Below are 21913 nucleotides of genomic sequence, written 5' to 3'. Positions count from 1 at the left end.
GGTGCGTTTTGTGGCTACTTTCTTGATTAATTTGGAAAAAACACAGTTTCAACGAATACCATGCTTATTTTCATTAGGTTCCTAGACGGACTCTAATAGGTGTTTTAGATAGTGGAATAGCTAATATAACAGAACTAAGACAATGGGTGTTTGACAGGTACACCAGTTATCCAGAAACCTCCATTGATCGGTCGCACGGAACCTTTGTTGCAGGGATTGCTTGCTTCGGAGATATTCTTCAAGATAAACCTTACACTGGTGTATCGGGTTGTAAGCTTTTTGACGCAACGGTTTTCCCGAATCCAAGAGCGGAAAGTATTTTAGAAGCGGATTTAATCAATAATATCAATGAAGTGATAGATAGATATGGGGATAGGATTAAGATTTGGAATTTATCTTTAGGAAGCAAACAAAGTACTGAGGAAAAGGAATTCTCTCACTTCGGTATTGCCCTGGATAATATTCAAGATGCAAAAAAAGTTCTTATCATTAAGTCAGCGGGTAATTGTAATAATTATATAAATGGATTAGAGGCGAGTCGCATTTCTAGGGGGGCCGACTCTGTAAGGGCTATAACGGTTGGTTCTGTTGCACAGTCAACGAGTAACGGAGATTTAGCTGAAGAAAATCACGTTTCACCTTTCAGTAGAGTTGGCCCAGGTCCTTCTTTTATCATCAAACCAGACTTAGTTCATTACGGCGGTAATTGTGGAGTAAATAATGGGCGGGTTACCGATAATGGGGTTAATTCTTTTAGAATAGACGGAACTGTCTATAAAAAAGTTGGTACAAGCTTTTCCACACCAAGAGTCTCAGCAATCGCGGCGGGTTTACAAAAACAGATAATTGAAGATTTTGATCCATTGCTTATCAAAGCTCTATTAATACATTCAAGCCAATACCCCGATAATATAAACTTACCCATTGAGGAGAAACTAAAGAAGTTGGGCTTTGGTATCCCTAAAAATGTTGGTGAAATTATTTTCAATGACGAATATGAAGCTACATTAATTTTAAGACATAGTCTTACAAAGGGCGAGTTTATAGAAATACTTGATTTCCCTTTTCCCCAATCATTGGTAGATAATGATGGCTATTATTATGGCCAAATAATAGCAACAGTGGTTAACTCCCCTATTTTATCTGAAAGTCAAGGAGCAGAGTACTGCCAATCTAACATTGAGTTAAAACTAGGCACGTATGACAAAAAGAAAATTAGAGATACATCGAAGCGAAACATTAAAAATCCTATCGGAAGAGATGGTGGAGGGAATATATTAACAGCCGATGTCTTCAGCAAAAAGAAAGAATATAGCGGAACTAAATTTGGCCAAACAGAAAAAATATTAACCCGATATGGTGATAAGTTTTATCCCCATAAAAAGTATGCAATTGATCTATCGGAGTTAAAGCCAGGTAATAAAGAGAAATACATCAAAGCACCCAAGGGATGGTACATAAAGGTAAGTGGTCTTTATAGAAGTTTTATTGAGAAAAAGGCACAGTTTGATAATACTGATTTATCGCAAGAATTTTGTATAATTATTACCGTAAGAGATCATCTTAGAAAAAATCCAATTTATAATGAAGTAGAGAAGATGTTGGATGCAAACAACTTCATTCATAGAAACATTAGAATCACACAAGATATAAGAGTTATTCTAGATAATCAAAGGCAATAAATTGCGATCCATATTATATCAACATCTGATTATTGTCTTACCATTCAGGGGGCATAACCTTAAGTTATAAGACTTCAAGTCTATTCCGGTTATCCACCACAACCTAGGGACTGCAGGATTCATAGTTATTGATTGGGGGAAAGCGGAAGGGTACGTAGGGGTTTGGGTTGTCCTGGGAGGGGTGGTTTGACCCGCTAGTTTAACCGAAAGTCATTCAATACGACAGGGTTCTCTGCTTCATGTCCATTCCAGTTCATTCACCGCAGTTACCAGATCATCCGGGCCAGGCTGGGTGTAAATGATCGTCGTTGCTATGCAAGGATCGCCGTTTGCTTTTTGATGTCCCATCAGCCGGGCCACCACGTCAAGCGGAATCTTCCGGCTTGCTAGTTCATGTCCGAAGGTATGCCGCAGGCTATGGCAAGTCAGATGATCGATCCCGGTCATATCTTTGTACTTATCGATAATCACCTGAGCTGCCCTTGTGGTCATTTGGGGTGATCGGTTGGTGAAAAACAGATAATCGTCTGCTTGCCGGGGGAATTCCGCTAGGTACGTCGCCAGCACCTTCCGTACATCGTTATTTAACGGAATCTCCCGGTACTTGCCCCCTTTACCGTTGCGAACGGTTAATAACCCTTTTCGGTCGGACAGGATTAGATCAGACATTCGCACGTTCACCGCTTCATTCACCCGTAGCCCTGTATGTAAGAAGACGGTTATCAATGCTAGATCCCGCAGGTTGCCCCGTTGACGAACAGTACGTACCAGCATGTTCTGTTCATTGCGGGAAAGCCACTTTATATTCTGAGCCGGTGTCGGTACATTCTCCACGTCAGCGGCAGGGTTGTCCGGTATATCGCCGCGTTTGACATAGAATTCAAAGATCACCCGTAGCTGAGTTATGGTCAGGGCCACAGTACGGGTTTTGTAATGATTTCCAGCCCACCTTTTGAAACGTGATACGTCCGATTGAAGCACTAACCCCAACCCACGGGGTGCCCCCTGGGGGTGTGGTAGGGGGACGGCTTTCCATGATTCCGTCGCGGCTCGTTCACGGTCGAACCATTTACTGAACCGCTGCCATGTTGCTTTGTACTGCTGGACCGTTAATGGACTTTTCCCCCGCTGTTCCAAGTCTGCTATGAATTGTTCAATCATGGCTGCTGCATCTACCTTCCGCGTTTAATATGCGATCAAATATTCCGGTGATAACAGTGGCTTTTATCTGGGCTTCCGGTTCCATTATACCATTTTTGATCGCATATACACTGAGAGAATGATCACCGGAAGGGTAACCGCAACGTCCTGGTACTAGGCAGCACAAGTCAATTTAACTTGTCGGTTAGCAGCAGCGGCATGATCGGTGTTTATAAGCTGGATATGGAGGTCGTGAGCGGAACTGGTTAATTGTCTAAGTCGCTAAAGTATCTAGTGGAAAATCTAAAAATGGTGATAACTACAAAGTAAAAAGGGGCCTTTAGATGGAATTAGATAAGCGTTTAGAAGAAACAAAAGGAATGATAAGGATGTGTTGCTTTGAATAAAGGAAAAGGAGCATTGTGCCCAAATTGTCAAACGCAAACATTTCACGATGAGGGCAGCTATCGTAAATGTTCACAATGTAAATCAGTGGGTTGGAATTGGAGACACATACCTAAAGAGGTTGGCTCAGGAAAAGGCTATGCCTGTCCAGATTGTGGGTATTCAACTCTTCACCATGTTGTTACCGTTGATGAGCGGTTTAGTTTATATAGATGTACGTCTTGTAACTATACGTTGATTGAGCCAAAGGAATAGTTGTGCCTCTACCTGCATGTTCACTGGTAATGAAAGATGGAGCGTTTCCTTACCAAAGACAAGCTTTAGTGGAGTTTAAGGAATATAAGTGGGTAGAACTGGACAAAACTAGGCTGATTTAGAGACCATTAAAAGCTGGAAGGGGAAAAATCAATCACCGAAATTGCGATGCAGTGCGGTTAGAAAGAATCATCAGGCAAAAACGAAACAAGAAGAAGGAGGGGATCAGAATGAAACTCCTACAGATTGACTTCAAAATGGAGGGCCCCTGGGGCGAAGAAATGTCGAAGGCATTTGAAGGCCTGGCGCAAGACATTGCAACTGAAAAAGACCTGATCTGGAAAATCTGGACTGAAAATCAGAACACCAAAGAAAGTGGCGGGATTTACCTGTTCGCCAATGAAGAAGCTCTGGACCGCTATCTTGAGAAACATACCGCCCGATTGGCGTCTTTTGGAATAGTAAACATTAACGCCAAGAAATTCGATGTTAATGTTCCCCTGACCTTGATTGACCGGGGTAAGCTTGAATAGTGGATTGACTAGGGGTTACAAAAGCCGTTCCTGCATTTTAGCGGAACGGCTTTTAATCATTGGAAAGGAATATAAAGCGTAGGGTCGAAACCATCTTATGATATTAAATTGAAGTAAAAGGTGATAATATGCTTGACCTACATAGTCGTATCCGCGGCGGAGTATACGGATGTGCTATCGGTGATGCCTTAGGAGCGACGGTAGAATTCATGGCGGCGGACGAAATTAATCAACAATACGGCGAACTCCGAGATATTGTTGGTGGAGGTTGGCTCGATCTCACCCCGGGTCAATGGACCGATGATACAGAAATGATGATTGCCGTCGCTGAAGGAATCATCGAGAACCCCAAGGAGTCTGTGCCGGCGATTGGAAAACGCTTCGTGAATTGGTTTCAAACCAATCCGCCGGATGTCGGGCTAACGATACGCACAGTGATAAGCAGTGTAATCAGGTCGGGAGAGTGGTACGAGTCATCCCGGAAGCTTCATGAGGAGAGCGGGATGACAGCGGGAAACGGGGCGTTGATGAGGACACTTCCTGTCGGCATTGTCTATGGTGTAAGTGAATTTCCATCGGATACTTTGGTCCAAGCCCACGAAATTGCGCGAATGACCCATTGGGATGTCGAAGCCAGTGCAACTTGTGGTCTATTCCTTAATGGTGCGTTCATTGACCCATCGGTTCTTGAACGGTGATACTATATATGATACTATAAAAACAAAGGAGGTGTACCATGGCAGGGGTTGAAAAAATCATCGAGAAGATGTTACGCCAACCCAGCGGGATACGTTTTTCGGAAGCGGAAAAAGTACTTGAGCATTACGGCTACGCTTTGGTGCGTAAAAAAGGTTCGCATCGACACTTTCGCAATTCACAAGGCGATGTGATCACCGTGAAAGAAGAAACACCGTTGAAAGCAGCGTACATACGGGACATATTGGCGAGGATCGGTCGCTAGTTCTGGTCCTCACCCAAACCCCTTGCCAACACGAATGGAACAGAAAGAACAGAAGAAAGACCTCACGTACTACATGGCATTGCCGTATACGTTTGAGATTCAACACATCCGAGACGAAAGCGGACGATATTTCTTCGGCAAAGTCGCGGAACTGGATGGCTGCCAAAGCAACGGCAATACCTTAGAAGAGCTTCACGAGAATCTCCGTGAAGCAATGGAGGGATGGATCGAAGTAAAACTGGAACATGGCGATGAAATCCCGGAACCGCTGACCGATGAGGGATACAGTGGTAAGCTTGTTGTTCGGATTCCCAAGAGCCTGCACCGTCGGTTGGCCAAAGAGGCGCAGCGGGATGGCGTATCGTTGAATCAATTCATGCTGTATAAGTTAAGTCGTTGACCAGGCGGGATGCCTGGTTTTTTTCCGCCGCCTCCGCCAACACATAACGAACGCAAAGAGCGAGTACTTGATGTACCCGCTCTTTTTGCGTGTCCTTTGCTCATATCGCACATTTAAGGATTGTCATTTGCGCGAACAAGTTTTATAGTTTAGGTAAGAAGCTTGATATTCTACTTAGATTTACCTTGTCTTAATAAACTGTAAATTTATCCTCACCATATCAATGAGAATTTAACCGGCAGCGCTGTCTTTACATAATGAGCCTCATTCAATCTAGGGATAATGAGGGGGTATCTACCATGGTATCGGAATCGTCGCAGCAGATCCAAAAAGCGATTACGCGCTATTCCGCCTTGGGGATTTTGACTATCGGCCTTATTGTCGCGCTAGTCAGTATATTCCCGCTCTACCAACACCTGAAGAACTATGTAAATGAACAGATGATTTTTGCCACCCGCTCACGCACGATGGCCGTTGAGCAATTCCTTTCCAAAAGCCGTGAAGTTACCCTGCAAATCGCCAGTCGCAGCCAGATCAAAAAAAGCTTGGCCGCGTATACCCATGGGGAAATCAGCCGGAGTGAATTAATCGCTGAAACCGTGGGGCGTTTGACGGAGGCACTGAAGCAATCGTCGGACGTACAGGGGATCACCCGTTTTGATCATCAGGGCGAAGCCGTTGTCCAAATCGGACTTCCCTTACCGGAGCCAGAGCGTAACTTTCCCAAAGACCTTTTCCAAGGAACCCAGATTAGCGATCCGATCAACCAGGGAAATCAGTCCCTGCTGGTTGTCAGTGCACCGATTCTGGGCAGCAATGGTGAGCGTCTGGGCGTGGACAAGGTTGTCTTTTCATTCAAAGAATTAGGCGATATCGTCGCCGATAACACCGGTCTTGGGGAATCCGGGGAGATGTTGCTTGGCCGCATCCAAGATGGGCAAGGCGTACTTTTCTTTCAACCGCAAAAAACCATGAACCTTGAAAGCGCTGGGATATCTCTCACATCGGAAATCGGCCTTGCATTACAAAAAGCGGCTGCCGGTGAGACAGGGGTCTTCACTTCCGAGAATTCAACTTATGGCATTATCGCCTACGGACCGGTTACGGGAACCACCTGGGGAATTCTCGTGCGCATGGACGACACCGAACTCTATGTCCCCATACAGCAACAAGTGGTCATGATTGCTTCGATTATCAGCATGCTTATTGTGCTGGGTGTACTCGGCATGACCTTTCTACTGCGTCCGTTGACCGGGAAAATCATTATCCAAACCAATGAACTGGAAGAAGAAATCCGCCAGAAGACATTGACCTTGGAGAATGAGCTTATCGAGCGTCGGCGGATCGAAAATGAACTGATTATTGCTAAAGAAGAAGCCGATGTGGCCAACCTGGCAAAAAGCAGTTTTCTGGCCAATATGTCTCATGAAATACGAACCCCCTTAAACGCGATGCTGGGAATGGTCGAACTGCTTGGGGAAACCCAATTAGTTGAAGAACAAAAAAAATATATCTCGATATTCCGGGATTCCGGCAACAATCTTCTTAAGTTAATCAACGAAATCCTCGATCTTTCGAAGATCGAATCAGGAAAAATAGAATCAAAACAGCTTGTATTCAATCTGGCTGATTTTATTGCCCATCTTACCAAACTGTTCACACCTAAAGCCATGGAGAAGGGGTTCGTGCTAAAAGAAGCCATCGCCCCTGAAGTTCCGCTGCTATTGGAAGGGGATTCGGAAAGTCTTCATCATATTCTCATGAATCTTCTAGGTAATGCCGTAAAATTTACCGAACAGGGGAATATCACTCTCGCTGTGGACCTTGAACCATCCCACAGTGATCCACCAAACAGTGATCCACCAAACAGTGATCCACCCCCATCGCCGATACAACCGATAGCCTTGCGGTTTACCGTAACCGATACGGGTATCGGCATTCCCGATGAACTCCAAACCAACATATTTGATTCTTTCATCCAAGGTGATGCGTCTATTACCCGGAAGTATGGTGGAACCGGCTTAGGGTTATCGATCTGTAAAAAGCGAGTGGAACTCATGGGCGGTCAAATCCGCGTGGAAAGTGAGCCGGGCAAAGGGAGTACTTTTTCTTTTACCGCTGTTTTTCTTCCGTTACAGGCCGATTCATTGCCATTGCCAACGGTACCGTTGCCATCCCCGACGATAGGGGTTGATGAACTCAAGCCATCGTCGACGGGCAAATCGAATGACACCGATCGTCTTTGGGAGATATTGTTGGTTGAAGACACGGAAGTGAATGCCATGATGGTTCAACTATACCTAAAGGCTTTGCAATGCCGTCTTGATGTTGCAGAAAACGGAGTGGTCGCCCTTGATCAATTCAAGCGGAAAGAATATGATCTTGTTCTCATGGATATTCAAATGCCCGTTAAAGACGGCTATGAAGCGACCCAGGAAATCCGGCAATGGGAGAAATTAAATGGACGCGAGCCGATTCCGATTATCGCGCTAACGGCTAACGTGTTCGCTGAGGATCAGGAGCGTTGTCTGGCGGCGGGTTGCAATACGGTCCTCGCCAAACCAGTAAAGAAAAAAGTGTTGCTGGAAACGTTGTCGCACTATCTTTCGACCGAAATGAGTAAAAAGTAGACTTCGCCACCACTGGCGAAGCCTACTTTTCTTTGGGACAGCATTTTCTTTTCCATATTCAACCTCACTCAGTTTCGAGATTATGACAAGGAGGCGTATTTTTTAATGCATCGTAAAGCCATTGCCGCTGTCAGTGTGGCCCTATCGCTTGTTTTGTTTACTGCTTGCGGTAGCGCCAGCCAAGTGAAAGGGGTCACTGCGAGGGACGGTCAAAAAGTATATTTTGAACCCGGTCATGATGATTACAATGAAGTTATTGAAGAAGTATTTTTACCCGATGTAACTGCGGCCCAGCAAGCCGGCTATGTCTATGCCGCCGATGATGACATTCTTGATGATTCGAAGAAGTATAGTGATACAGACATCAAAGTGAAAAAGAGCAAATCCACATCTAAATCCAAATCGACAACAACATCAACGAAAAAATGATATAGTCTAGATAGCAGTAACTATTATTAAAAAAAACGACCGATCAGTGAGACAAAATGAAAAGGTTGTGGTAGACTAAAAACATATTTTAAGTAAGCAGGTGAGCGCAATGAAGATGAAAGTTCTTGATGGTTCGGTCCTGACTGCGCAAGAGCAAAGCGAGATCATGGCAGCCGCGCAGCAAGTTATCGAAGAAGATAAGGTGTACATGCCCCACACCGTGGAAGTTTGGCGGGAAGATGGGCTTTGTTTTCGTGTTTGCGGTGAGGTGCCCATTGAACGGATTCGTCGCATAACCGGGTACTTAAGCAAAGTGAATAATTTTAATGATGCCAAGAAAGCCGAGTTGGAACATCGGGTGTCCCACGCCGGCTAAAGTGATTTTTTGCGGATAATCATTGGCATCGAGGGAGATCATTTCAAGAGGAACTAGCATTGATGAGCAGGAAAAACCTTCCCGCCGTCGAAGCATAAAAAGGAATTATTATCAGGAGGTGAATATCTGATTTTCCTCAGTGAGAATCAGAGCATTGATGACGTTAAAGGCCTATTTTGAACAAACCAACGGGCTGGGCATCTTGTCGACGGCCAATGAACAAGGAGAAGTTAATGCGGCGATCTATGCAAAACCGCATTTCATGGAAGATGGCACGGTAGGCTTTATTATGCGTGAACGCTTGACCTATCAAAACGTCCTGGCCAACCCCAAAGCGTGCTATCTTTTTGTAGAAGCACCGAAGATGGCCGGTTATCGTTTGTACCTGACCAAAGTTGGAGTGGAAGCCGACGATGCCAAGGCACAAGAAATTCGCCGTCGTTGCTATGCCGATGAGCTCAATGCGGAAGGACCGATTCACCTGGTCTATTTCCAAGTGGACCGCACCTTGAAGCTGTTAGGCGGCGAGGAAGTCACCACCTGCCCGCGTCACCAGGCATAATCGTCATTGTCATCAAAAGGCTACTTATCAAAGATCATCATCAAAAGACCAATCAAAAAAGACCAACCATGAAGCTGTTGCTTCCGTGGTTGGTCTTTTTTTCACCTTACGGAGTCGTATCGAGTTTTTCCAGCTCCCATTTCATGGGGCTGTCTTTGACGATGCACGTATAATGAATCCGCTTTGTTTCACCGGTGGCGGTGGGAACATCGACAAAGGAAACGACCTGATAGCGTTTGTCGCCCAGGGGGGTCACTTGTTCTTCGCTGAAGCGCTGGAAAGCAAGGCCGGTGGAGGCATTTAACTTTTGCATAACGAACTGGTTAGCCGCGAAGGACGCATTGAATTTGGTGTCGTCGCCGCAAGCGGTGAGCATCGCGGCAAGACTGAGGGCAAGGATAAAAAGCCGGACCTTTGGCAATGGAGTCAACTCCTCCTCATGATGTTGATATGGAGTAATTTTCGACGGGAACAACGAAATCCCTGCGTCTTTCAGCTAGCGGTTCAGGCAGGGATGGGAGTGGTGTTTTGACCTTTTCGAGGTTACTGCATATCTTGGCTAGAAGAGGTGAGAGAGATGGCTTATGCGTATCGTGATCGTCAAGGTCGATTGCGGCTTACCAATGGGTATCCGGGAGTCCCGGCAGCAGAAGTGCGCTTTGCCCACAAGCAGGGATGGCCGGTACTGGTGATCGACGGTGCACCATTTCTGGTGATGGATGAGGGCAACAAACAGATCTATCTGGAAGGCCCGGCAGGTCGGCTGTTAGCCTCGGCAGAAGAACGACGCCGTTTGGCGCCCATCTATAAAGCGCTGGGAGAAGCCTGTCCTACCTGAACGGTGCCGGGTTTAGTGCGGCAAGCACACCGTGAACGTGGTTCCTTGCGGGCCTGTGTCCACTTGCAATGTGGCATGATGATGGGCAGCGATCTGCTCGCATATCGCCAAGCCTAAGCCGAGCGCGTGATCTTTGGTCGTAAAAAAAGGATGATAGATTTTGGCGAGGTTTCCGGCAGGAATGCCGCATCCTTGATCGCGTATCTTCAGTAAAACGGCATGGGGCGTGGAAGCGGTTTCGATGGTCAAGGTCTGACCAGGTTCCATCGCTTCCAGCCCGTTTTGCACAAGGTGACGTACTAGCCGGCGGAATTCCATCTGATCGATGTGGACGATCGGTTCGCTGGAATCCAAGGTAAGGACAACCGTTTGGCTTCGCGCTTCCGCCATGGCGTGGAAGGCGGGGAGGAGGGCAGTGATAAAAGCATGGAGCCCGTAGCAGGAAAGGGAGGATGGCTGGGAGCGGGTCAACGAGAGAAAATCGGTGATGATGTTGTTGGCGTGATCAAGCTCTTCGATCATGAGCGCGAATTGATCGGTTCGTGTCGGATCGGTTTCTTTTTTGTGCATGAGCTGTAGAAACCCGCGAACGGTGGTCAGGGGGTTGCGAATCTCATGGCCGATGCCTGCGGCGACGTGACTGATCAGATGCAGGCGCTCATTGCGTTTGACGTCATGCAAAAGCTGCTGCTGTTCAGTAATGTCCTGAACTTGCAGGACGACACATGCTTGTCCTTGCAGTGAGACCAGGACACCCGAAAAAAGGCCGACCCGCTCTTGATGATCTTTAGTGAAATAAGAAGCCATGTAGCCATTCGGGTTGGTGCGATTCAGCAGTAACGTTAAAAAATTATCGATGTGAGTGAAAGGGCCGTTGAACTTCTTGTTTTTTGGTGATTGGCCAATGACTTCAGCCCGGGTATAACCGGTGAAGCGAGTAAAACTGTCATTGACATCGAGAAAATCACCGTCAGGGAACTGATGAATGGTCATGAGCTGCGGGCTGGTGCGAAAAACCGTATAAAAAACATCATTTTTCATATGGGAGAATGGTAAATAACCTACCGGTATGCTCATTTCGTTCAACTTCCAATCTTACATCACCATTTATTTAAATAGTGATACTGTTATGTATGGGTGTGTATTCCTGTTTAGCGCAAGAGTTCATAGGGCGTATCATCAGACGTTCCTGCTTTGCTACGGGCCAAGGAGCCGTCAAGGACGATCTGAATGGTTTGATCGTTTTTGATGATGACGGAGGAAACGATCAAAGCGCCGCTCAATAAGCCAAGGATGACAAGCAGAGAATCGGGCGACCCGATGAGTGGCGACGGGGAGGCCGTTTTGGATTTTTTTTGATTGTTGTTTTTTTTAGTCACCAGACATCCTCTCTCTTGCTTTCGGCATGTGTGATCTAGATTATGTCGGCACCGGATCTTCGGTGCCGATCCAAAAAAGCAGGATCGCAGCTTCGATGCTGATCAAAAAAAGCAGGACCGTAGCGCCTGCTTACTTAGGGCGAGAAAGGTTAAAATATTCCCAAGTGTTGCCTCATCGTTTCGTAATATGTTGCTAGCCAGGGTATTCCTAAGACGATTAGGGGCGAGACGGGATCACTTGCAGTTTTTTGCCATCGCTGACGGCGACGATGGTACCGTTTTGGTCGGTGCGGAACACTTGAACCTTGGCCTTCGCCAAACGTTCGAGAATCTTTTGATGGGGATGGCCGTAGTCGTTCGGTGTAGCTACGGTGATGACGGCATAGGTTGGCGAAACCGCCTTGAGGAAATCAAGCGACGTAGAGGTAGAACTGCCATGGTGGCCTACTTTAAGCAGGTCTGCTTGCAACGAGGCGCCGCTGCGTATCATTTCCGACTCCGATGCGGTTTCGGCGTCGCCTGTAAGCAAGAAGGATGTCTTGCCGTAGGTCAGTTTGATCACCGGGCTGTAGTTGTTGGGAGCGTCATAGGTGTTGCTCAGGGGAGCAAGCATCGTGGCAGTGATATCCTGTAAGGGAATCACAACGCCGGCTTTGGCTTGCACGCGCTTGGCGCCACTGGCTTCAATGGCGTTGAGCAGATTTTCGAAGGTTTTCGTGGTACTGGTGGCCTTGGGCAGGTAGACTGTCTCCACAGAGAAGCGTTTGAGGACGGCCGGCAGGCCACCGATGTGATCTTCGTGAGGATGCGTTGCTACGACGGCAGTAAGCTTCTTGACACCTTGGGCTTGCAGGTAATTCGTAACGATTTTATCATCATCGCGGTTGCCGCCGTCGATCAAGACGAACTGGCCTTGCGGTGTGGCGATGAGCGTACTGTCAGCTTGACCCACATCGATAAAGTGGATCTGCAGGCGGCCGTCACCGGCAGTGATTGGGGAACGCTGGTCTGCCGGTACTACGGATGCGGTGTCACCGTTGACAGCGGTGGCGCCGGCTGTTGGCGCGGTGGCAGTGGCGTGGGAGGGAGACGATGGCGCCGAGGGAACGGCATTGCCGGTGGTGGCCTGGCTACCGCAACCGGCAATCGTCAAAGCGAAAAAGAGGGCCAGTGGAGCAAGGAGCCAACGGCTAGGGATGTGCCAACGGCCGGTAATCGGCGATCGTTGGGAAGCTCCCGCAGCGCCGGCAGCGGTAAAATGGTGGGGCATAGGGTCCACTCCTTTGTTGTTGATCCAGGGATGTCATCGGCATTATCAGGGATTAGTGAAAAAATCATCGATCCGATCGTTCATCTGCTGGCGACACCTAGTGGTGGCTTGATGATTAATAGTGAAGGTAACCTGCAGCAGGTCGCCTTCCCGTAAATCGGCCGGAAGCTGATTGCGAGGTAAGCGAACGATCTGTTGATCAGGGCATTCAAGAATGGCCCAGTCGCCTTCCAAGCGGTCGACGGTCCAGTGCATAGGGCATGCCTCCTTTGCTCGGCATCATGGGTAACGTAGCTCTATTGTAACCCGGATGAAGCAGGCGGAAAAAGGAGGGCAACTGACTTTTTTGTAGAGCATAGTTGTAAATATAAGTATGTTATGGGTATAAAAAAGTTTGGGAAACCCATTTGCAAAGCAAAGACTTTTGCATTAAAGTAATGTAAAATTTAATACATATAGTGTGTTCGCTGGGTCTTAATGCAGGCAGTCATGGCAGTTATTGATGAACTAATGGTTACAACAGTATGAAGGGAGGTAATTCGATGGATGAAAGAAGAAAATATGAACGGCTTAATTTTGCCGATAGACATTTGTGCACAACGCTCAGAATTGTCCATATCAATCGCATTCCCGTAAGAGGAAAAGAAGGCCAAGCTTGTATTTTTGATATCAGCAGTGGCGGCGCGCGATTCCGGACCAATCTGGATTTGCCCGTTGATCCCCATTGTGAAGTGGAAGTTGAGCTGGAAACCCGGATGGTGCATCCGTTGAAGCTACGGGCGAACTTGATGTGGAAGCATGGACAAATGTTTGGCTGCCAGTTTAATTTTGACCATGAAGAGGACCGGGTGTACCTGAATATCTGCATCAATGATACAGCCGTGTACTTGAAGACTAATGATATTGCCCATATTTTTGTGGAATGTGATTTTTGCCAGACGAATTGTGAGGTTATGAACGGTATCGAGGTGTCGTAGGGTTGGAATTTGGGATGATTAAGAATACTTTCCGAAAAAAACGGTTGCCCTTACAAGGGCAGCCGTTTTTTTTACCCTTCGTTGCCGTGTGATCAAAAGAAAAATTAGACAAAAGAAAAGACTTTTTCTTTTTCCTCATGTAAAATTTAAGTATCAAGACAGTGCCAATACCGTATAAGTTCGCATGAATCTCAAACACGAAGGGGGATCCCCTACCATGGAACGGCGAAGGCATGAACGCATTCAATTTAATGGTACCCATCTGTGTACAAAAATAAAAATCAGCAAAATCAATGGGATACCTATCAACCATAGCCATGAGGGCCACGCCTGCATTTATAATATCAGTAATGGTGGTGCCGGACTTCGGACTAATTTGGATTTTCCGGTGAATGATCAAGTTCACTTTGAACTTGATCTGGAAGCCCGATTGATTCAACCATTACGTTTGCGGGCCAAAATCGTCTGGAAGCAAGGCAATCATTACGGCTGTGAGTTTGTATTTGATGATCAGGCACAAGCGACGCAATTGAGCATCTGCTTAAGTGATGCAACTGTTTTTTTGCAAACGAATGATGTCGTTCGCATGCTCGTGCAGTGTAATTTTTGTCGCCGTACATGTGAGTTAATGAAAAAAGCGGAAAAGCCGGTACCGGCAAGAAGGTAGAATTTGACCGGGATTTGCCCATGATCTGCCGTCATTGGTTTGCACCATCTGCTTGCCTATACTATAATTGAAGATAGAACCTTACCAACGCAAAGAGGAGAATCAAAAGTTATGGCGCTGATTAACGAGAATTATCTGAAGTTGCCCGGAAGCTATCTTTTTTCGGAAATTGCCCGTCGTGTCAATCAGTTCAAACAAGAAAACCCCGATGCCGATATTATCCGTTTGGGTATCGGTGACGTTACCCGGCCCCTCACACCGGCCGTCATTCAAGCGATGCATGACGCCGTCGATGAAATGGGGCGCGCTGAATCTTTCCGCGGCTATGGTCCGGAACAGGGCTATGACTTCCTGATTCAAAAAATCATCGACAACGATTTTACATCCCGCGGTATTCAGGTCGACGTGGACGAAGTCTTTGTCAGCGACGGTTCGAAGCCCGACACCGCCAACTTCCAGGAAATCTTCGGCCTTAACAACATCATTGCCGTCACCGATCCTGTCTACCCTGTGTATGTAGACAGCAACGTCATGGCCGGCCGCACCGGTCGATTCAATGAAAAAGGCCAGTTTGACAACATTGTCTACCTGCCCTGTACGGAAGCAAACGGCATGAAGCCGGAACTGCCCAAGACCCGCGTCGATATGCTTTATCTTTGCTTCCCTAACAACCCCACGGGGATGACGCTGACCCGCGATGAGCTAAAGCAATGGGTTGACTATGCCCGCGAAAATAAATCGATCATCCTATACGATGCTGCCTATGAAGCCTTCATTCAAGAAGCCGATATTCCCCGCAGCATCTATGAGATCGAAGGTGCCCGCGAAGTCGCCGTAGAGTTCCGCAGCTTCTCCAAAACGGCCGGCTTTACCGGAACCCGCTGCGCCTACACTGTCGTGCCCAAAGAAGTGATGGCCTATGATCAGGACGGCAATGCCCACAGCTTGAATAAGTTCTGGCTGCGTCGGCAAACGACCAAGTTCAACGGCGTTTCCTATCCGGTACAGGTAGCTGCCGCAACCATTTATTCTGAAGCCGGTCAAAAGGAAATCCGCGATAACATCAATTACTACATGGAAAACGCCAAGATGATCCGCGAAGGCCTGATCAGCTTCGGTTATAAAGTCTTTGGTGGCGTCAATGCGCCGTATATCTGGCTGAAAACGCCGGACAACCTCGGTTCTTGGGAATTCTTCGATAAGCTGCTCAAGCAAGCTAACGTGGTTGGTACGCCCGGCGCAGGCTTCGGCGCCAGCGGGGAAGGCTATTTCCGCTTGACCGCCTTTGGTACTCGGGAAAACACCGCCCGTGCCTTGGAGCGTATCCGCACCAAGATGTAATCAGCACGAGGCGCTCCTCAAGTCAGAACCAAAACAGGAGGTGAGTGGCTGATTTTTCCGTTGGAGAGATCAGACGTGGATGACCTTAAAAAAGTATTTTGAAGAACAGCACGGCATCGGTATTTTAGCTACGGCTGATGAACAAGGGCAGGTCAATACGGCTGTCTACGACCGACCGCTGTTTATGGACGATGGAACGCTCGCTTTTATCATGAGTGAGCGCTTGACCTATCGCAATATCATGGCCAATCCTCACGCCTCCTATCTTTTTGCGGAAGCCGGTAAATTTGCCGGTGTCCGGCTATACTTAACCCGAACGGAAGAAGAAAAAGATCCGCAAAAAACAGCTGCTATCCTAAAACATGCCTACGGCATAGAAGCGAACGATGAGCGGGAACCCTTGCATGTCCTGTATTTTCAGCTCAACAAGATTCTCCCGCTGCTCGGCAGTACGGAGATTACCGAATGTCCGCATAAAAACAGGGACTTTCTGCCGGATGAAGGTGGTCATCACCACCACGATGACAACTGCCAGTGCCACGCCCACGAGGTTCAGGCCAAATGCCATCATCATCGTGATTATCCGCGGTCTAAGTAACATACTGCGCAAAGCAGGAGCATCGATCATATGCTCCTGCTTTTTTTAGATGTCACATCGAGAACCCCATGAAGATAGGGGTAAGCGGTTTCCGTGGAAGGAGGTTCGGCTTTGGTTGATAAGGGGGGGTACAACGATTTTTACAACTTGCTTTTGCAAGCGGAGCGTGCAGGAGCGGAACAGTTCATTGCCATGCGACTCGGGAGTGCTCCGCCATTAACCGTGATTGAGGAGGTCATCGTTCCGGCATTGACCGATATCGGTGAGGGATGGGAAGAAGGGACCGTATCACTGGCACAAGTGTATATGGCTTCGCGGATTTGTGAACAACTTGTGGAATCATTGTTGTCCGGAGAAAATTGCATTGCCCCCAAGGAAACTCCACCAATTGCCATTGTCACGCTGGCTGATTACCATTCGCTAGGCAAACGGATTGTCTCCGCTTTTTTGCATTCTCACGGTTATCGCATGGTTGATTTTGGCCATGGCCTGACAGTCGAAGAAGTGATCGAAGCCGTCAAACGTCACGGTACAGAAATTTTGCTGCTCTCCACATTGATTTTAAATTCGGCGTTAGCAGTAAAGGATTTGGTCGACAAGTTCCAACAGGCCCACTTGTCAGTTCGGGTGATCGTCGGTGGAGCTCCCTTCAATTTAAACCGCAAGTTATGGGCTTACGTCGGTGCCCATGCGATGGCCACCAATGCCAGTGACGCCGTGCAAGTGTTGGAACGAGTGATCGCATCGCCGGACCGGATGAGCACAATGACTCCGGAAAGGGGGAACAACCGATGACATCGATGGAACGTGTACTGCGGGCATTACAGCATCAAGAACCGGACCAAGTGCCGCTGTTGCTGACATTGACGATGCACGGCGCCAAAGAGTTGGGAATGAGTATCAAGGAGTATTACTCTGCGGCCGACCATGTGATCGAGGGACAACGGCGGTTACAAAAAAAGTACCGCAACGATTGTTATTACACGTTCACGTATGCTGCTGTTGAAGTTGAAGCCTATGGTGGGGATGTTATTTTTTGTGATGACGGCCCGCCCAATTCCGGGACGCCCATCATTCAAGATGTGCAGGCCATCCGGAATTTGGAGCCAGTTCGCGTAGCGGAAGTGCCATGCTTGCAACGCTTGTTGACGGTAACCGAGGGGTTACACCGGCTCTCGGCCGGGGCGGTGCCCGTGATCGGTGTGGTCATCTCGCCCTTTTCTGTGCCGGTGATGCAATTTGGTTTTGAACGGTATATTGAATTGATCTATGAGCAACCCTTGTTATTTGAACGGTTGATGCAAGTGAACGAGACTTTTTGTGTGGAGTGGGCCAATGCGCAGCTTGCGGCGGGTGCAACGGCGATCTGTTACTTTGATCCTTTGAGTTCACCGACGATGATCTCGCGCGATCTGTATCGACAGACGGGCTACCTTGTTGCCCAGCGTGTGTTGTCGCGCATACAGGGCCCCACGGTGATTCACCTGGCGTCCGGTCGCTGTATGCCAGTGCTCGATGACTTACTTCGCCTTGGGGTGCAAGCCATTGGCGTGAGTACGCTGGAGGATCTTGGGCAACTGAAAGCGAACTGTGCCGGAAAAACAGCCCTTCTTGGTAACCTTAATGGTCTGGAGATGTGGAACTGGACACCGGAGGAAGCGGAAGCCATTGTTAAAGCGACGATCGCCAAAGCAGGGCCACATGGCGGCTTTTTGCTGGCTGATAATCATGGTGAAATCCCCTATCAGGTAACCGAAGAGACACTACAAGCGATTGCTTTGGCTGTAGAAAAATGGGGGCGGTATCCTCTTGAATGGACGAAGCGATAAAGACATAACAATTCAGGTTTGTACCAATCTCGCCGGTGAAGTGCAAATGTTGTTGCGTACGGGTTTGGTGACGGCGCCGTCAATCCAGATCAAAACGTTCCCGCCTTGTTGCATGCGAGCGAAGCAAAAAGCCGCGCTTTGTAATGGACAGACGAGTGACAGCGCGTACAATGAACTGGAGCAGGGACGGGGACAAGAGCGGGAGCAGCAAGAACAAGCAACGAAGGGCCTATTACGGATCATGACGGCAACATGCTTGGGAACGTGCGATGTCGATTTTTCCCGGGATTCGGCTATGCCGGCCCTTTGCTTTCATTATTTTCTGAATGAAGCGACGGTGCAAGCATTGCTGGCCAAGGGCAAATATCTATTAACGCCGGGGTGGCTTGCCCGCTGGGAAGAGTACCTTGCCGACTGGGGCTTTGATCAAGCAACGGCGCGCGGGTTTTTTCAGGAATGTCTCACCGGGTTAGTGCTTCTGGATACCGGTGTTGATCCGGACGGTGTGCGTAACCTACAAGCGATGGCCCACTATCTCGGCGTACCTTACGAAGTGTTGCCCGTGGGTCTCGATCATTTTGCTTATATCGTCAAAAATCGTTTGCTGGAATGGCAATTGGTAAAAGACCGTCAAGAACATGCGGCGGTGCAGGCAAGTCTGTCGCAACGGATCGCCAATTATGCGATGGCCTTTGATCTCATCATTGATTTGACACAACTTATGGAAGAAAAAGAAGCGATCGAGAAGATCAAAGAACTCTTTACGATGTTATTTGCACCCCAACGACTGGAATATCGGCCCTTGCGGGAAGCGGATGAGCAAACTGACGAGGGGGATTCTTGGATCTTGAAGCCGCTGGCTTCAGGGCAAGGGTTTTTTTTCGTATCATTTACCACAACCGTAAGATGGGCTTGTTTCTGATTGATCAGGTGATGTTTCCGCAACATATTCACCGGTACATGGATCTGGCCAAAACACTCAGCCGGATTTGTGGGCTGGTCATTGTCAATGCGCGGACCTATCAGGATCTGATGGCGACGCAAGCGTCGCTGCAGCTCGCGAAGGAGCAAGCTGAAATTACCAGCCAGTTCAAGAGCGAGTTCTTGGCGATGATGAGCCATGAGATTCGCACACCGATCAACGGGATCATGGGCATGCTTGATTTGCTCCAGGATACAAACCTAACGGAAGAACAAGGGCACATGACGTCCATTGCACGGAATTCTTCCGAGGCCCTCTTGAGCATCATCAATGATATTCTTGATTTATCCAAAATTGAAGCAGGGAAGATAAAAGTGGAAAGGATTCCTTTTCATTTACCCTCATCAATTACCAAGATGCTGGCGATCATTGATAAGCCAGCGAAGGAAAAGGGATTGTCTTTGTACAGTATAATTTCACCGGCGATTCCGGCAACGGTTTGCGGTGATCCTGTACGTTTAAATCAAGTGATCTTAAATTTACTTAGCAATGCTGTCAAGTTTACTGAGCGTGGTAAGGTCGGTCTGACGGTGACGCTCGTGGATCCGGAAGCGGTGTTGGTGCGTTTTGTCGTTACCGATACGGGGATTGGCTTATCGTCTGAAGCACTTAGTCGGCTTTTTCAGCCTTTTACGCAGGCCGATCAGACAACGACGCGCAAGTATGGTGGTACGGGGCTGGGACTGGCGATTTCACACCGGTTGATCGGGTTGATGGGGGGCACGATGGAAGTGCAAAGTCAAGAAGGGCAGGGCTCGATCTTTTCCTTTGCGCTTCCCATGAAGCACGAATGGTCCGCTGTTGCTGCCAGTGAAGGGGTTGTGGGAAGAGCCAACGTCGATTCATCGTCCAAGAAGGGGCGACTGGTGCTGGTTGTCGAAGATAATGAAGTCAATCAGATGGTCACGCGCATGCATCTGCAGCGGTTGGGCTACATGGTGGATATCGTTGACAACGGCTTAAAAGCGGTGGAAGCGGTGGAAGACAAACCGTATGCGGTGATTTTGATGGATTGTGAAATGCCGGTGATGGACGGATATGAGGCGACGCGGCGGATCCGTAAGCGCGAAGCGCAGCGTAAGCAGTTCACGCCGATCATTGCACTGACAGCGCATGCTGTCGCCGGCGAGCGAGAGAAATGCTTGCGGGCCGGAATGGATGATTATGTGAGCAAGCCCTTTTCACGTGATCGCCTGATTGCTGTGTTGCAGAAATGGGTTCCTTGATGATTGGTGGCAAAAGAAGACAGGCGATTCCTGTGCGAACCGTGTGACCGTACCGATTGTATGGTATGATAATGGCGTAAGAAGATGGCTGTTGCATAGGAGCGATATTGTGGGAACGCATCTGATCGCGTATGTATTTTGGTTTTGGTATGCCATCGGTTTGATTTTACTGCTATTTTTGCAGGTTCCTGAGATGTTGCGGTTTGCCAATGGAGCTTTTTTGTTCTTCTATGCTTTGTATGCGCTGTATTTGGATCGCCATACGCCGGGGAGTAGAAAGCTGTTTTTCGGCCGCGCCATAGCGGTGGCGGTCATTGCTTTTGTTGTGGAATGGGTAGGGACAAAAACGGGTTGGCCCTTTGGTGCCTACTCCTATTCCACGGTCCTCGGTGAAGCTTTGGGCGGTGTGCCGCTGGCGATTGGTTTTGCTTGGATCGGTGTGGTAACGAATGGGGTGACCATTGCTCGAGCCCGTACACTGGGCTGGCGGGCGTTGGAAGTAGGTTGTTGGGCACTGGCTTTTGATGCGGTTCTTGATCCGGTGGCCTATGCCCGGGGGTTCTGGACTTGGTATGATACGGGTGTGTACTATGGGATTCCGGCACAGAACTTTGCCGGGTGGTTTGTGCTGGCTGCGCTGTTATCGCTGCTGTTTCCCATCCGTGAGGTCCAGGGGAAGGTGCTGGAGCAAGCGCGGCGCTTGTATCAAGGTGTGTTATTGATGTTTGGTTTGTTGGCCCTCAAATCCAATCTGTTCTTGGCCTTTCTGGTGGCCATCGTGGTCATCGCGCTTGTAGAATTCCGCGATCGTAGGTCGGAGCGGTGGATGTGGGGGAGCACGATCGGCAGTGCCAGGGAAGGTGGTTCCGAGTAAGCATCCCCGGCGGAACCATTCTGGCGAAACCATCCCGGCGAAACGATGAAACAGCATAGCATAATCATAACAGTAAGGATGAGAAAAAACGTGGAGCAACCAATTTGTCAAGTGGCCTTATATGTAGAGAATCCGGTGATGTCGTCAACCATGGATGACCAGGGCCTTTTTGCGATGAACCGGTCCTTGGAGGTCCAGGGTGGCGGCTATGAACGACCGTCGGTTGTGTTTGCAGTGCAAAAAACAGGTGACGGTTGGATGGCGCAGAACCAAGAGACGATTTTGTTTCCGGTGGCTGAGACCGACTGGGGTACCATTACGCACATGGGGATTCTTGTCGAAGGGGACCGGGGATATTGTTCACCCTTATTGGCCCCTTGTGTGGTGGAAGTGGGCGATCAGTTGGAGATCTTACCGACGGAGTTGACCTTGATGATTGCCAAGCCTACGTGTCAGCATTGCGAGGAGCAGCGGCGGCGGCGTCTGGCTGCTGCTGGGCTTGAGGTTGAAGCGGCAGAATAGGGACAGGTAGATCTTTTTTAGAACGGCTTGGTCTGGG

At 48.4% G+C, this 21913-nt stretch carries 26 protein-coding genes; 20 read left to right on the top strand and 6 right to left on the bottom strand.

The window, feature by feature from the left end; genetic code table 11:
* Window positions 1-95 precede the first annotated feature (95 nt).
* On the top strand, window positions 96-1682 hold the full coding sequence (locus EDD73_RS10535) for a S8 family peptidase (RefSeq protein WP_264672928.1): 1587 nt from the start codon (window positions 96-98) through the stop codon (window positions 1680-1682).
* A gap of 237 nt (window positions 1683-1919) precedes the next feature.
* On the opposite strand, the gene EDD73_RS10530 is transcribed toward EDD73_RS10535, so the two are convergent.
* Entirely contained in the window at window positions 1920-2843 is a 924-nt protein-coding gene (locus tag EDD73_RS10530; protein WP_131919751.1) for a tyrosine-type recombinase/integrase, read from the bottom strand.
* A gap of 869 nt (window positions 2844-3712) precedes the next feature.
* Here EDD73_RS10530 and EDD73_RS10525 point away from each other — a divergent pair.
* The 8 genes from EDD73_RS10525 to EDD73_RS10490 all read left to right on the top strand — a co-directional run bounded on the left by EDD73_RS10525 (window position 3713) and on the right by EDD73_RS10490 (window position 9373).
* The gene (locus tag EDD73_RS10525) at window positions 3713-4015 is read left to right on the top strand and encodes a monooxygenase (RefSeq protein ID WP_131919750.1); all 303 of its coding nucleotides are present in this window, start codon (window positions 3713-3715) and stop codon (window positions 4013-4015) included.
* Window positions 4016-4143: 128 nt separating this feature from the next.
* Window positions 4144-4713 (top strand): ADP-ribosylglycohydrolase family protein, encoded by a 570-nt coding sequence (locus EDD73_RS10520; RefSeq protein ID WP_131919749.1) that lies wholly within the window; start codon window positions 4144-4146, stop codon window positions 4711-4713.
* A 38-nt stretch (window positions 4714-4751) separates the two neighbouring features.
* The gene (locus EDD73_RS10515) at window positions 4752-4976 is read left to right on the top strand and encodes a type II toxin-antitoxin system HicA family toxin (RefSeq protein WP_131919748.1); all 225 of its coding nucleotides are present in this window, start codon (window positions 4752-4754) and stop codon (window positions 4974-4976) included.
* Window positions 4977-5049: 73 nt separating this feature from the next.
* On the top strand, window positions 5050-5376 hold the full coding sequence (locus EDD73_RS10510; protein WP_131919747.1) for a type II toxin-antitoxin system HicB family antitoxin: 327 nt from the start codon (window positions 5050-5052) through the stop codon (window positions 5374-5376).
* A 299-nt stretch (window positions 5377-5675) separates the two neighbouring features.
* Window positions 5676-8006 carry a hybrid sensor histidine kinase/response regulator gene (locus EDD73_RS10505; RefSeq protein ID WP_165876460.1) on the top strand — a complete coding sequence of 777 codons (2331 nt, stop codon included), beginning with the start codon at window positions 5676-5678 and terminating at the stop codon, window positions 8004-8006.
* Window positions 8007-8111: 105 nt separating this feature from the next.
* Window positions 8112-8435, top strand: coding sequence for a hypothetical protein (locus EDD73_RS10500; protein WP_131919745.1), 324 nt, complete (start codon window positions 8112-8114; stop codon window positions 8433-8435).
* A 109-nt stretch (window positions 8436-8544) separates the two neighbouring features.
* A complete protein-coding gene (gene nrdD / locus EDD73_RS15620; protein ID WP_406567189.1) occupies window positions 8545-8811 on the top strand; it encodes an anaerobic ribonucleoside-triphosphate reductase in 267 nt (88 codons plus the stop codon).
* A 154-nt stretch (window positions 8812-8965) separates the two neighbouring features.
* The gene (locus EDD73_RS10490) at window positions 8966-9373 is read left to right on the top strand and encodes a pyridoxamine 5'-phosphate oxidase family protein (protein ID WP_207668867.1); all 408 of its coding nucleotides are present in this window, start codon (window positions 8966-8968) and stop codon (window positions 9371-9373) included.
* A gap of 106 nt (window positions 9374-9479) precedes the next feature.
* Here EDD73_RS10490 and EDD73_RS10485 read toward each other — a convergent pair whose 3' ends face one another.
* Window positions 9480-9794 (bottom strand): hypothetical protein, encoded by a 315-nt coding sequence (locus EDD73_RS10485; protein ID WP_131919744.1) that lies wholly within the window; start codon window positions 9792-9794, stop codon window positions 9480-9482.
* Between the two features lie 156 nt (window positions 9795-9950).
* On the opposite strand from EDD73_RS10485, the gene EDD73_RS10480 reads away from it, so the two are divergent.
* Window positions 9951-10211 (top strand): hypothetical protein, encoded by a 261-nt coding sequence (locus EDD73_RS10480; protein WP_131919743.1) that lies wholly within the window; start codon window positions 9951-9953, stop codon window positions 10209-10211.
* A 12-nt stretch (window positions 10212-10223) separates the two neighbouring features.
* Here the strand turns inward: EDD73_RS10480 and EDD73_RS10475 are convergent, their stop codons facing one another.
* The 4 genes from EDD73_RS10475 to EDD73_RS10460 form a co-directional block, all read right to left on the bottom strand.
* The gene (locus EDD73_RS10475; protein ID WP_131919742.1) at window positions 10224-11288 is read right to left on the bottom strand and encodes a two-component system sensor histidine kinase NtrB; all 1065 of its coding nucleotides are present in this window, start codon (window positions 11286-11288) and stop codon (window positions 10224-10226) included.
* A 74-nt stretch (window positions 11289-11362) separates the two neighbouring features.
* Window positions 11363-11590: a hypothetical protein gene (locus EDD73_RS10470; RefSeq protein ID WP_131919741.1), complete on the bottom strand. Its 228-nt coding sequence runs from the start codon at window positions 11588-11590 to the stop codon at window positions 11363-11365.
* A 217-nt stretch (window positions 11591-11807) separates the two neighbouring features.
* A complete protein-coding gene (locus tag EDD73_RS10465; RefSeq protein ID WP_131919740.1) occupies window positions 11808-12860 on the bottom strand; it encodes a ComEC/Rec2 family competence protein in 1053 nt (350 codons plus the stop codon).
* Window positions 12861-12905: 45 nt separating this feature from the next.
* Window positions 12906-13115, bottom strand: coding sequence for a DUF3006 domain-containing protein (locus tag EDD73_RS10460; RefSeq protein ID WP_131919739.1), 210 nt, complete (start codon window positions 13113-13115; stop codon window positions 12906-12908).
* 287 nt (window positions 13116-13402) lie between these two features.
* Between EDD73_RS10460 and EDD73_RS10455 the strand changes: the two genes are divergently transcribed.
* The 10 genes from EDD73_RS10455 to EDD73_RS10410 all read left to right on the top strand — a co-directional run bounded on the left by EDD73_RS10455 (window position 13403) and on the right by EDD73_RS10410 (window position 21876).
* Window positions 13403-13837 (top strand): PilZ domain-containing protein, encoded by a 435-nt coding sequence (locus tag EDD73_RS10455; protein WP_165876459.1) that lies wholly within the window; start codon window positions 13403-13405, stop codon window positions 13835-13837.
* Window positions 13838-14054: 217 nt separating this feature from the next.
* The gene (locus EDD73_RS10450; RefSeq protein WP_165876458.1) at window positions 14055-14504 is read left to right on the top strand and encodes a PilZ domain-containing protein; all 450 of its coding nucleotides are present in this window, start codon (window positions 14055-14057) and stop codon (window positions 14502-14504) included.
* 111 nt (window positions 14505-14615) lie between these two features.
* Window positions 14616-15845, top strand: a complete 1230-nt coding sequence (locus EDD73_RS10445; RefSeq protein ID WP_131919736.1) for an LL-diaminopimelate aminotransferase — start codon at window positions 14616-14618, stop codon at window positions 15843-15845.
* A 79-nt stretch (window positions 15846-15924) separates the two neighbouring features.
* A complete protein-coding gene (locus EDD73_RS10440) occupies window positions 15925-16443 on the top strand; it encodes a pyridoxamine 5'-phosphate oxidase family protein (protein ID WP_131919735.1) in 519 nt (172 codons plus the stop codon).
* Window positions 16444-16554: 111 nt separating this feature from the next.
* Window positions 16555-17238 (top strand): cobalamin B12-binding domain-containing protein, encoded by a 684-nt coding sequence (locus tag EDD73_RS10435; protein ID WP_165876457.1) that lies wholly within the window; start codon window positions 16555-16557, stop codon window positions 17236-17238.
* Window positions 17235-18272: a uroporphyrinogen decarboxylase family protein gene (locus EDD73_RS10430; protein WP_131919733.1), complete on the top strand. Its 1038-nt coding sequence runs from the start codon at window positions 17235-17237 to the stop codon at window positions 18270-18272. The genes EDD73_RS10435 and EDD73_RS10430 overlap by 4 nt, the downstream gene beginning before the upstream one ends.
* Window positions 18253-19194, top strand: a complete 942-nt coding sequence (locus EDD73_RS10425; RefSeq protein WP_131919732.1) for a DUF1638 domain-containing protein — start codon at window positions 18253-18255, stop codon at window positions 19192-19194. Before EDD73_RS10430 ends, EDD73_RS10425 begins: the two co-directional genes overlap by 20 nt.
* The gene (locus EDD73_RS10420) at window positions 19185-20480 is read left to right on the top strand and encodes an ATP-binding protein (RefSeq protein ID WP_165876456.1); all 1296 of its coding nucleotides are present in this window, start codon (window positions 19185-19187) and stop codon (window positions 20478-20480) included. The genes EDD73_RS10425 and EDD73_RS10420 overlap by 10 nt, the downstream gene beginning before the upstream one ends.
* 109 nt (window positions 20481-20589) lie before the next feature.
* Window positions 20590-21354, top strand: coding sequence for a carotenoid biosynthesis protein (locus tag EDD73_RS10415; protein WP_131919730.1), 765 nt, complete (start codon window positions 20590-20592; stop codon window positions 21352-21354).
* A 90-nt stretch (window positions 21355-21444) separates the two neighbouring features.
* Window positions 21445-21876, top strand: a complete 432-nt coding sequence (locus EDD73_RS10410) for a phage tail fiber protein (RefSeq protein WP_131919729.1) — start codon at window positions 21445-21447, stop codon at window positions 21874-21876.
* Window positions 21877-21913 lie beyond the last annotated feature (37 nt).

The organism is Heliophilum fasciatum, assembly GCF_004341395.1.
Classification (GTDB): Bacteria; Bacillota; Desulfitobacteriia; order Heliobacteriales; family Heliobacteriaceae; genus Heliophilum; species Heliophilum fasciatum.
The sequence above is the reverse complement of the archived record's forward strand: the minus strand, read 5'-3'. Positions and strand labels throughout refer to the sequence as shown.

Bases quoted from the DNA above. Each gene is read 5' to 3' on its own strand.
- EDD73_RS10445 (WP_131919736.1), top strand. From the start codon at position 14,616: ATGGCGCTGATTAACGAGAATTATCTGAAGTTGCCCGGAAGCTATCTT.
- EDD73_RS10460 (WP_131919739.1), bottom strand. From the start codon at position 13,115: ATGCACTGGACCGTCGACCGCTTGGAAGGCGACTGGGCCATTCTTGAA.
- EDD73_RS10465 (WP_131919740.1), bottom strand. From the start codon at position 12,860: ATGCCCCACCATTTTACCGCTGCCGGCGCTGCGGGAGCTTCCCAACGA.
- EDD73_RS10525 (WP_131919750.1), top strand. From the start codon at position 3,713: ATGAAACTCCTACAGATTGACTTCAAAATGGAGGGCCCCTGGGGCGAA.
- EDD73_RS10520 (WP_131919749.1), top strand. From the start codon at position 4,144: ATGCTTGACCTACATAGTCGTATCCGCGGCGGAGTATACGGATGTGCT.
- EDD73_RS10475 (WP_131919742.1), bottom strand. From the start codon at position 11,288: ATGAGCATACCGGTAGGTTATTTACCATTCTCCCATATGAAAAATGAT.
- EDD73_RS10455 (WP_165876459.1), top strand. From the start codon at position 13,403: ATGGATGAAAGAAGAAAATATGAACGGCTTAATTTTGCCGATAGACAT.
- EDD73_RS10450 (WP_165876458.1), top strand. From the start codon at position 14,055: ATGGAACGGCGAAGGCATGAACGCATTCAATTTAATGGTACCCATCTG.
- EDD73_RS10480 (WP_131919743.1), top strand. From the start codon at position 9,951: ATGGCTTATGCGTATCGTGATCGTCAAGGTCGATTGCGGCTTACCAAT.
- EDD73_RS10510 (WP_131919747.1), top strand. From the start codon at position 5,050: ATGGCATTGCCGTATACGTTTGAGATTCAACACATCCGAGACGAAAGC.
- nrdD (WP_406567189.1), top strand. From the start codon at position 8,545: ATGAAGATGAAAGTTCTTGATGGTTCGGTCCTGACTGCGCAAGAGCAA.
- EDD73_RS10440 (WP_131919735.1), top strand. From the start codon at position 15,925: ATGACCTTAAAAAAGTATTTTGAAGAACAGCACGGCATCGGTATTTTA.
- EDD73_RS10505 (WP_165876460.1), top strand. From the start codon at position 5,676: ATGGTATCGGAATCGTCGCAGCAGATCCAAAAAGCGATTACGCGCTAT.
- EDD73_RS10500 (WP_131919745.1), top strand. From the start codon at position 8,112: ATGCATCGTAAAGCCATTGCCGCTGTCAGTGTGGCCCTATCGCTTGTT.
- EDD73_RS10530 (WP_131919751.1), bottom strand. From the start codon at position 2,843: ATGATTGAACAATTCATAGCAGACTTGGAACAGCGGGGGAAAAGTCCA.
- EDD73_RS10515 (WP_131919748.1), top strand. From the start codon at position 4,752: ATGGCAGGGGTTGAAAAAATCATCGAGAAGATGTTACGCCAACCCAGC.
- EDD73_RS10430 (WP_131919733.1), top strand. From the start codon at position 17,235: ATGACATCGATGGAACGTGTACTGCGGGCATTACAGCATCAAGAACCG.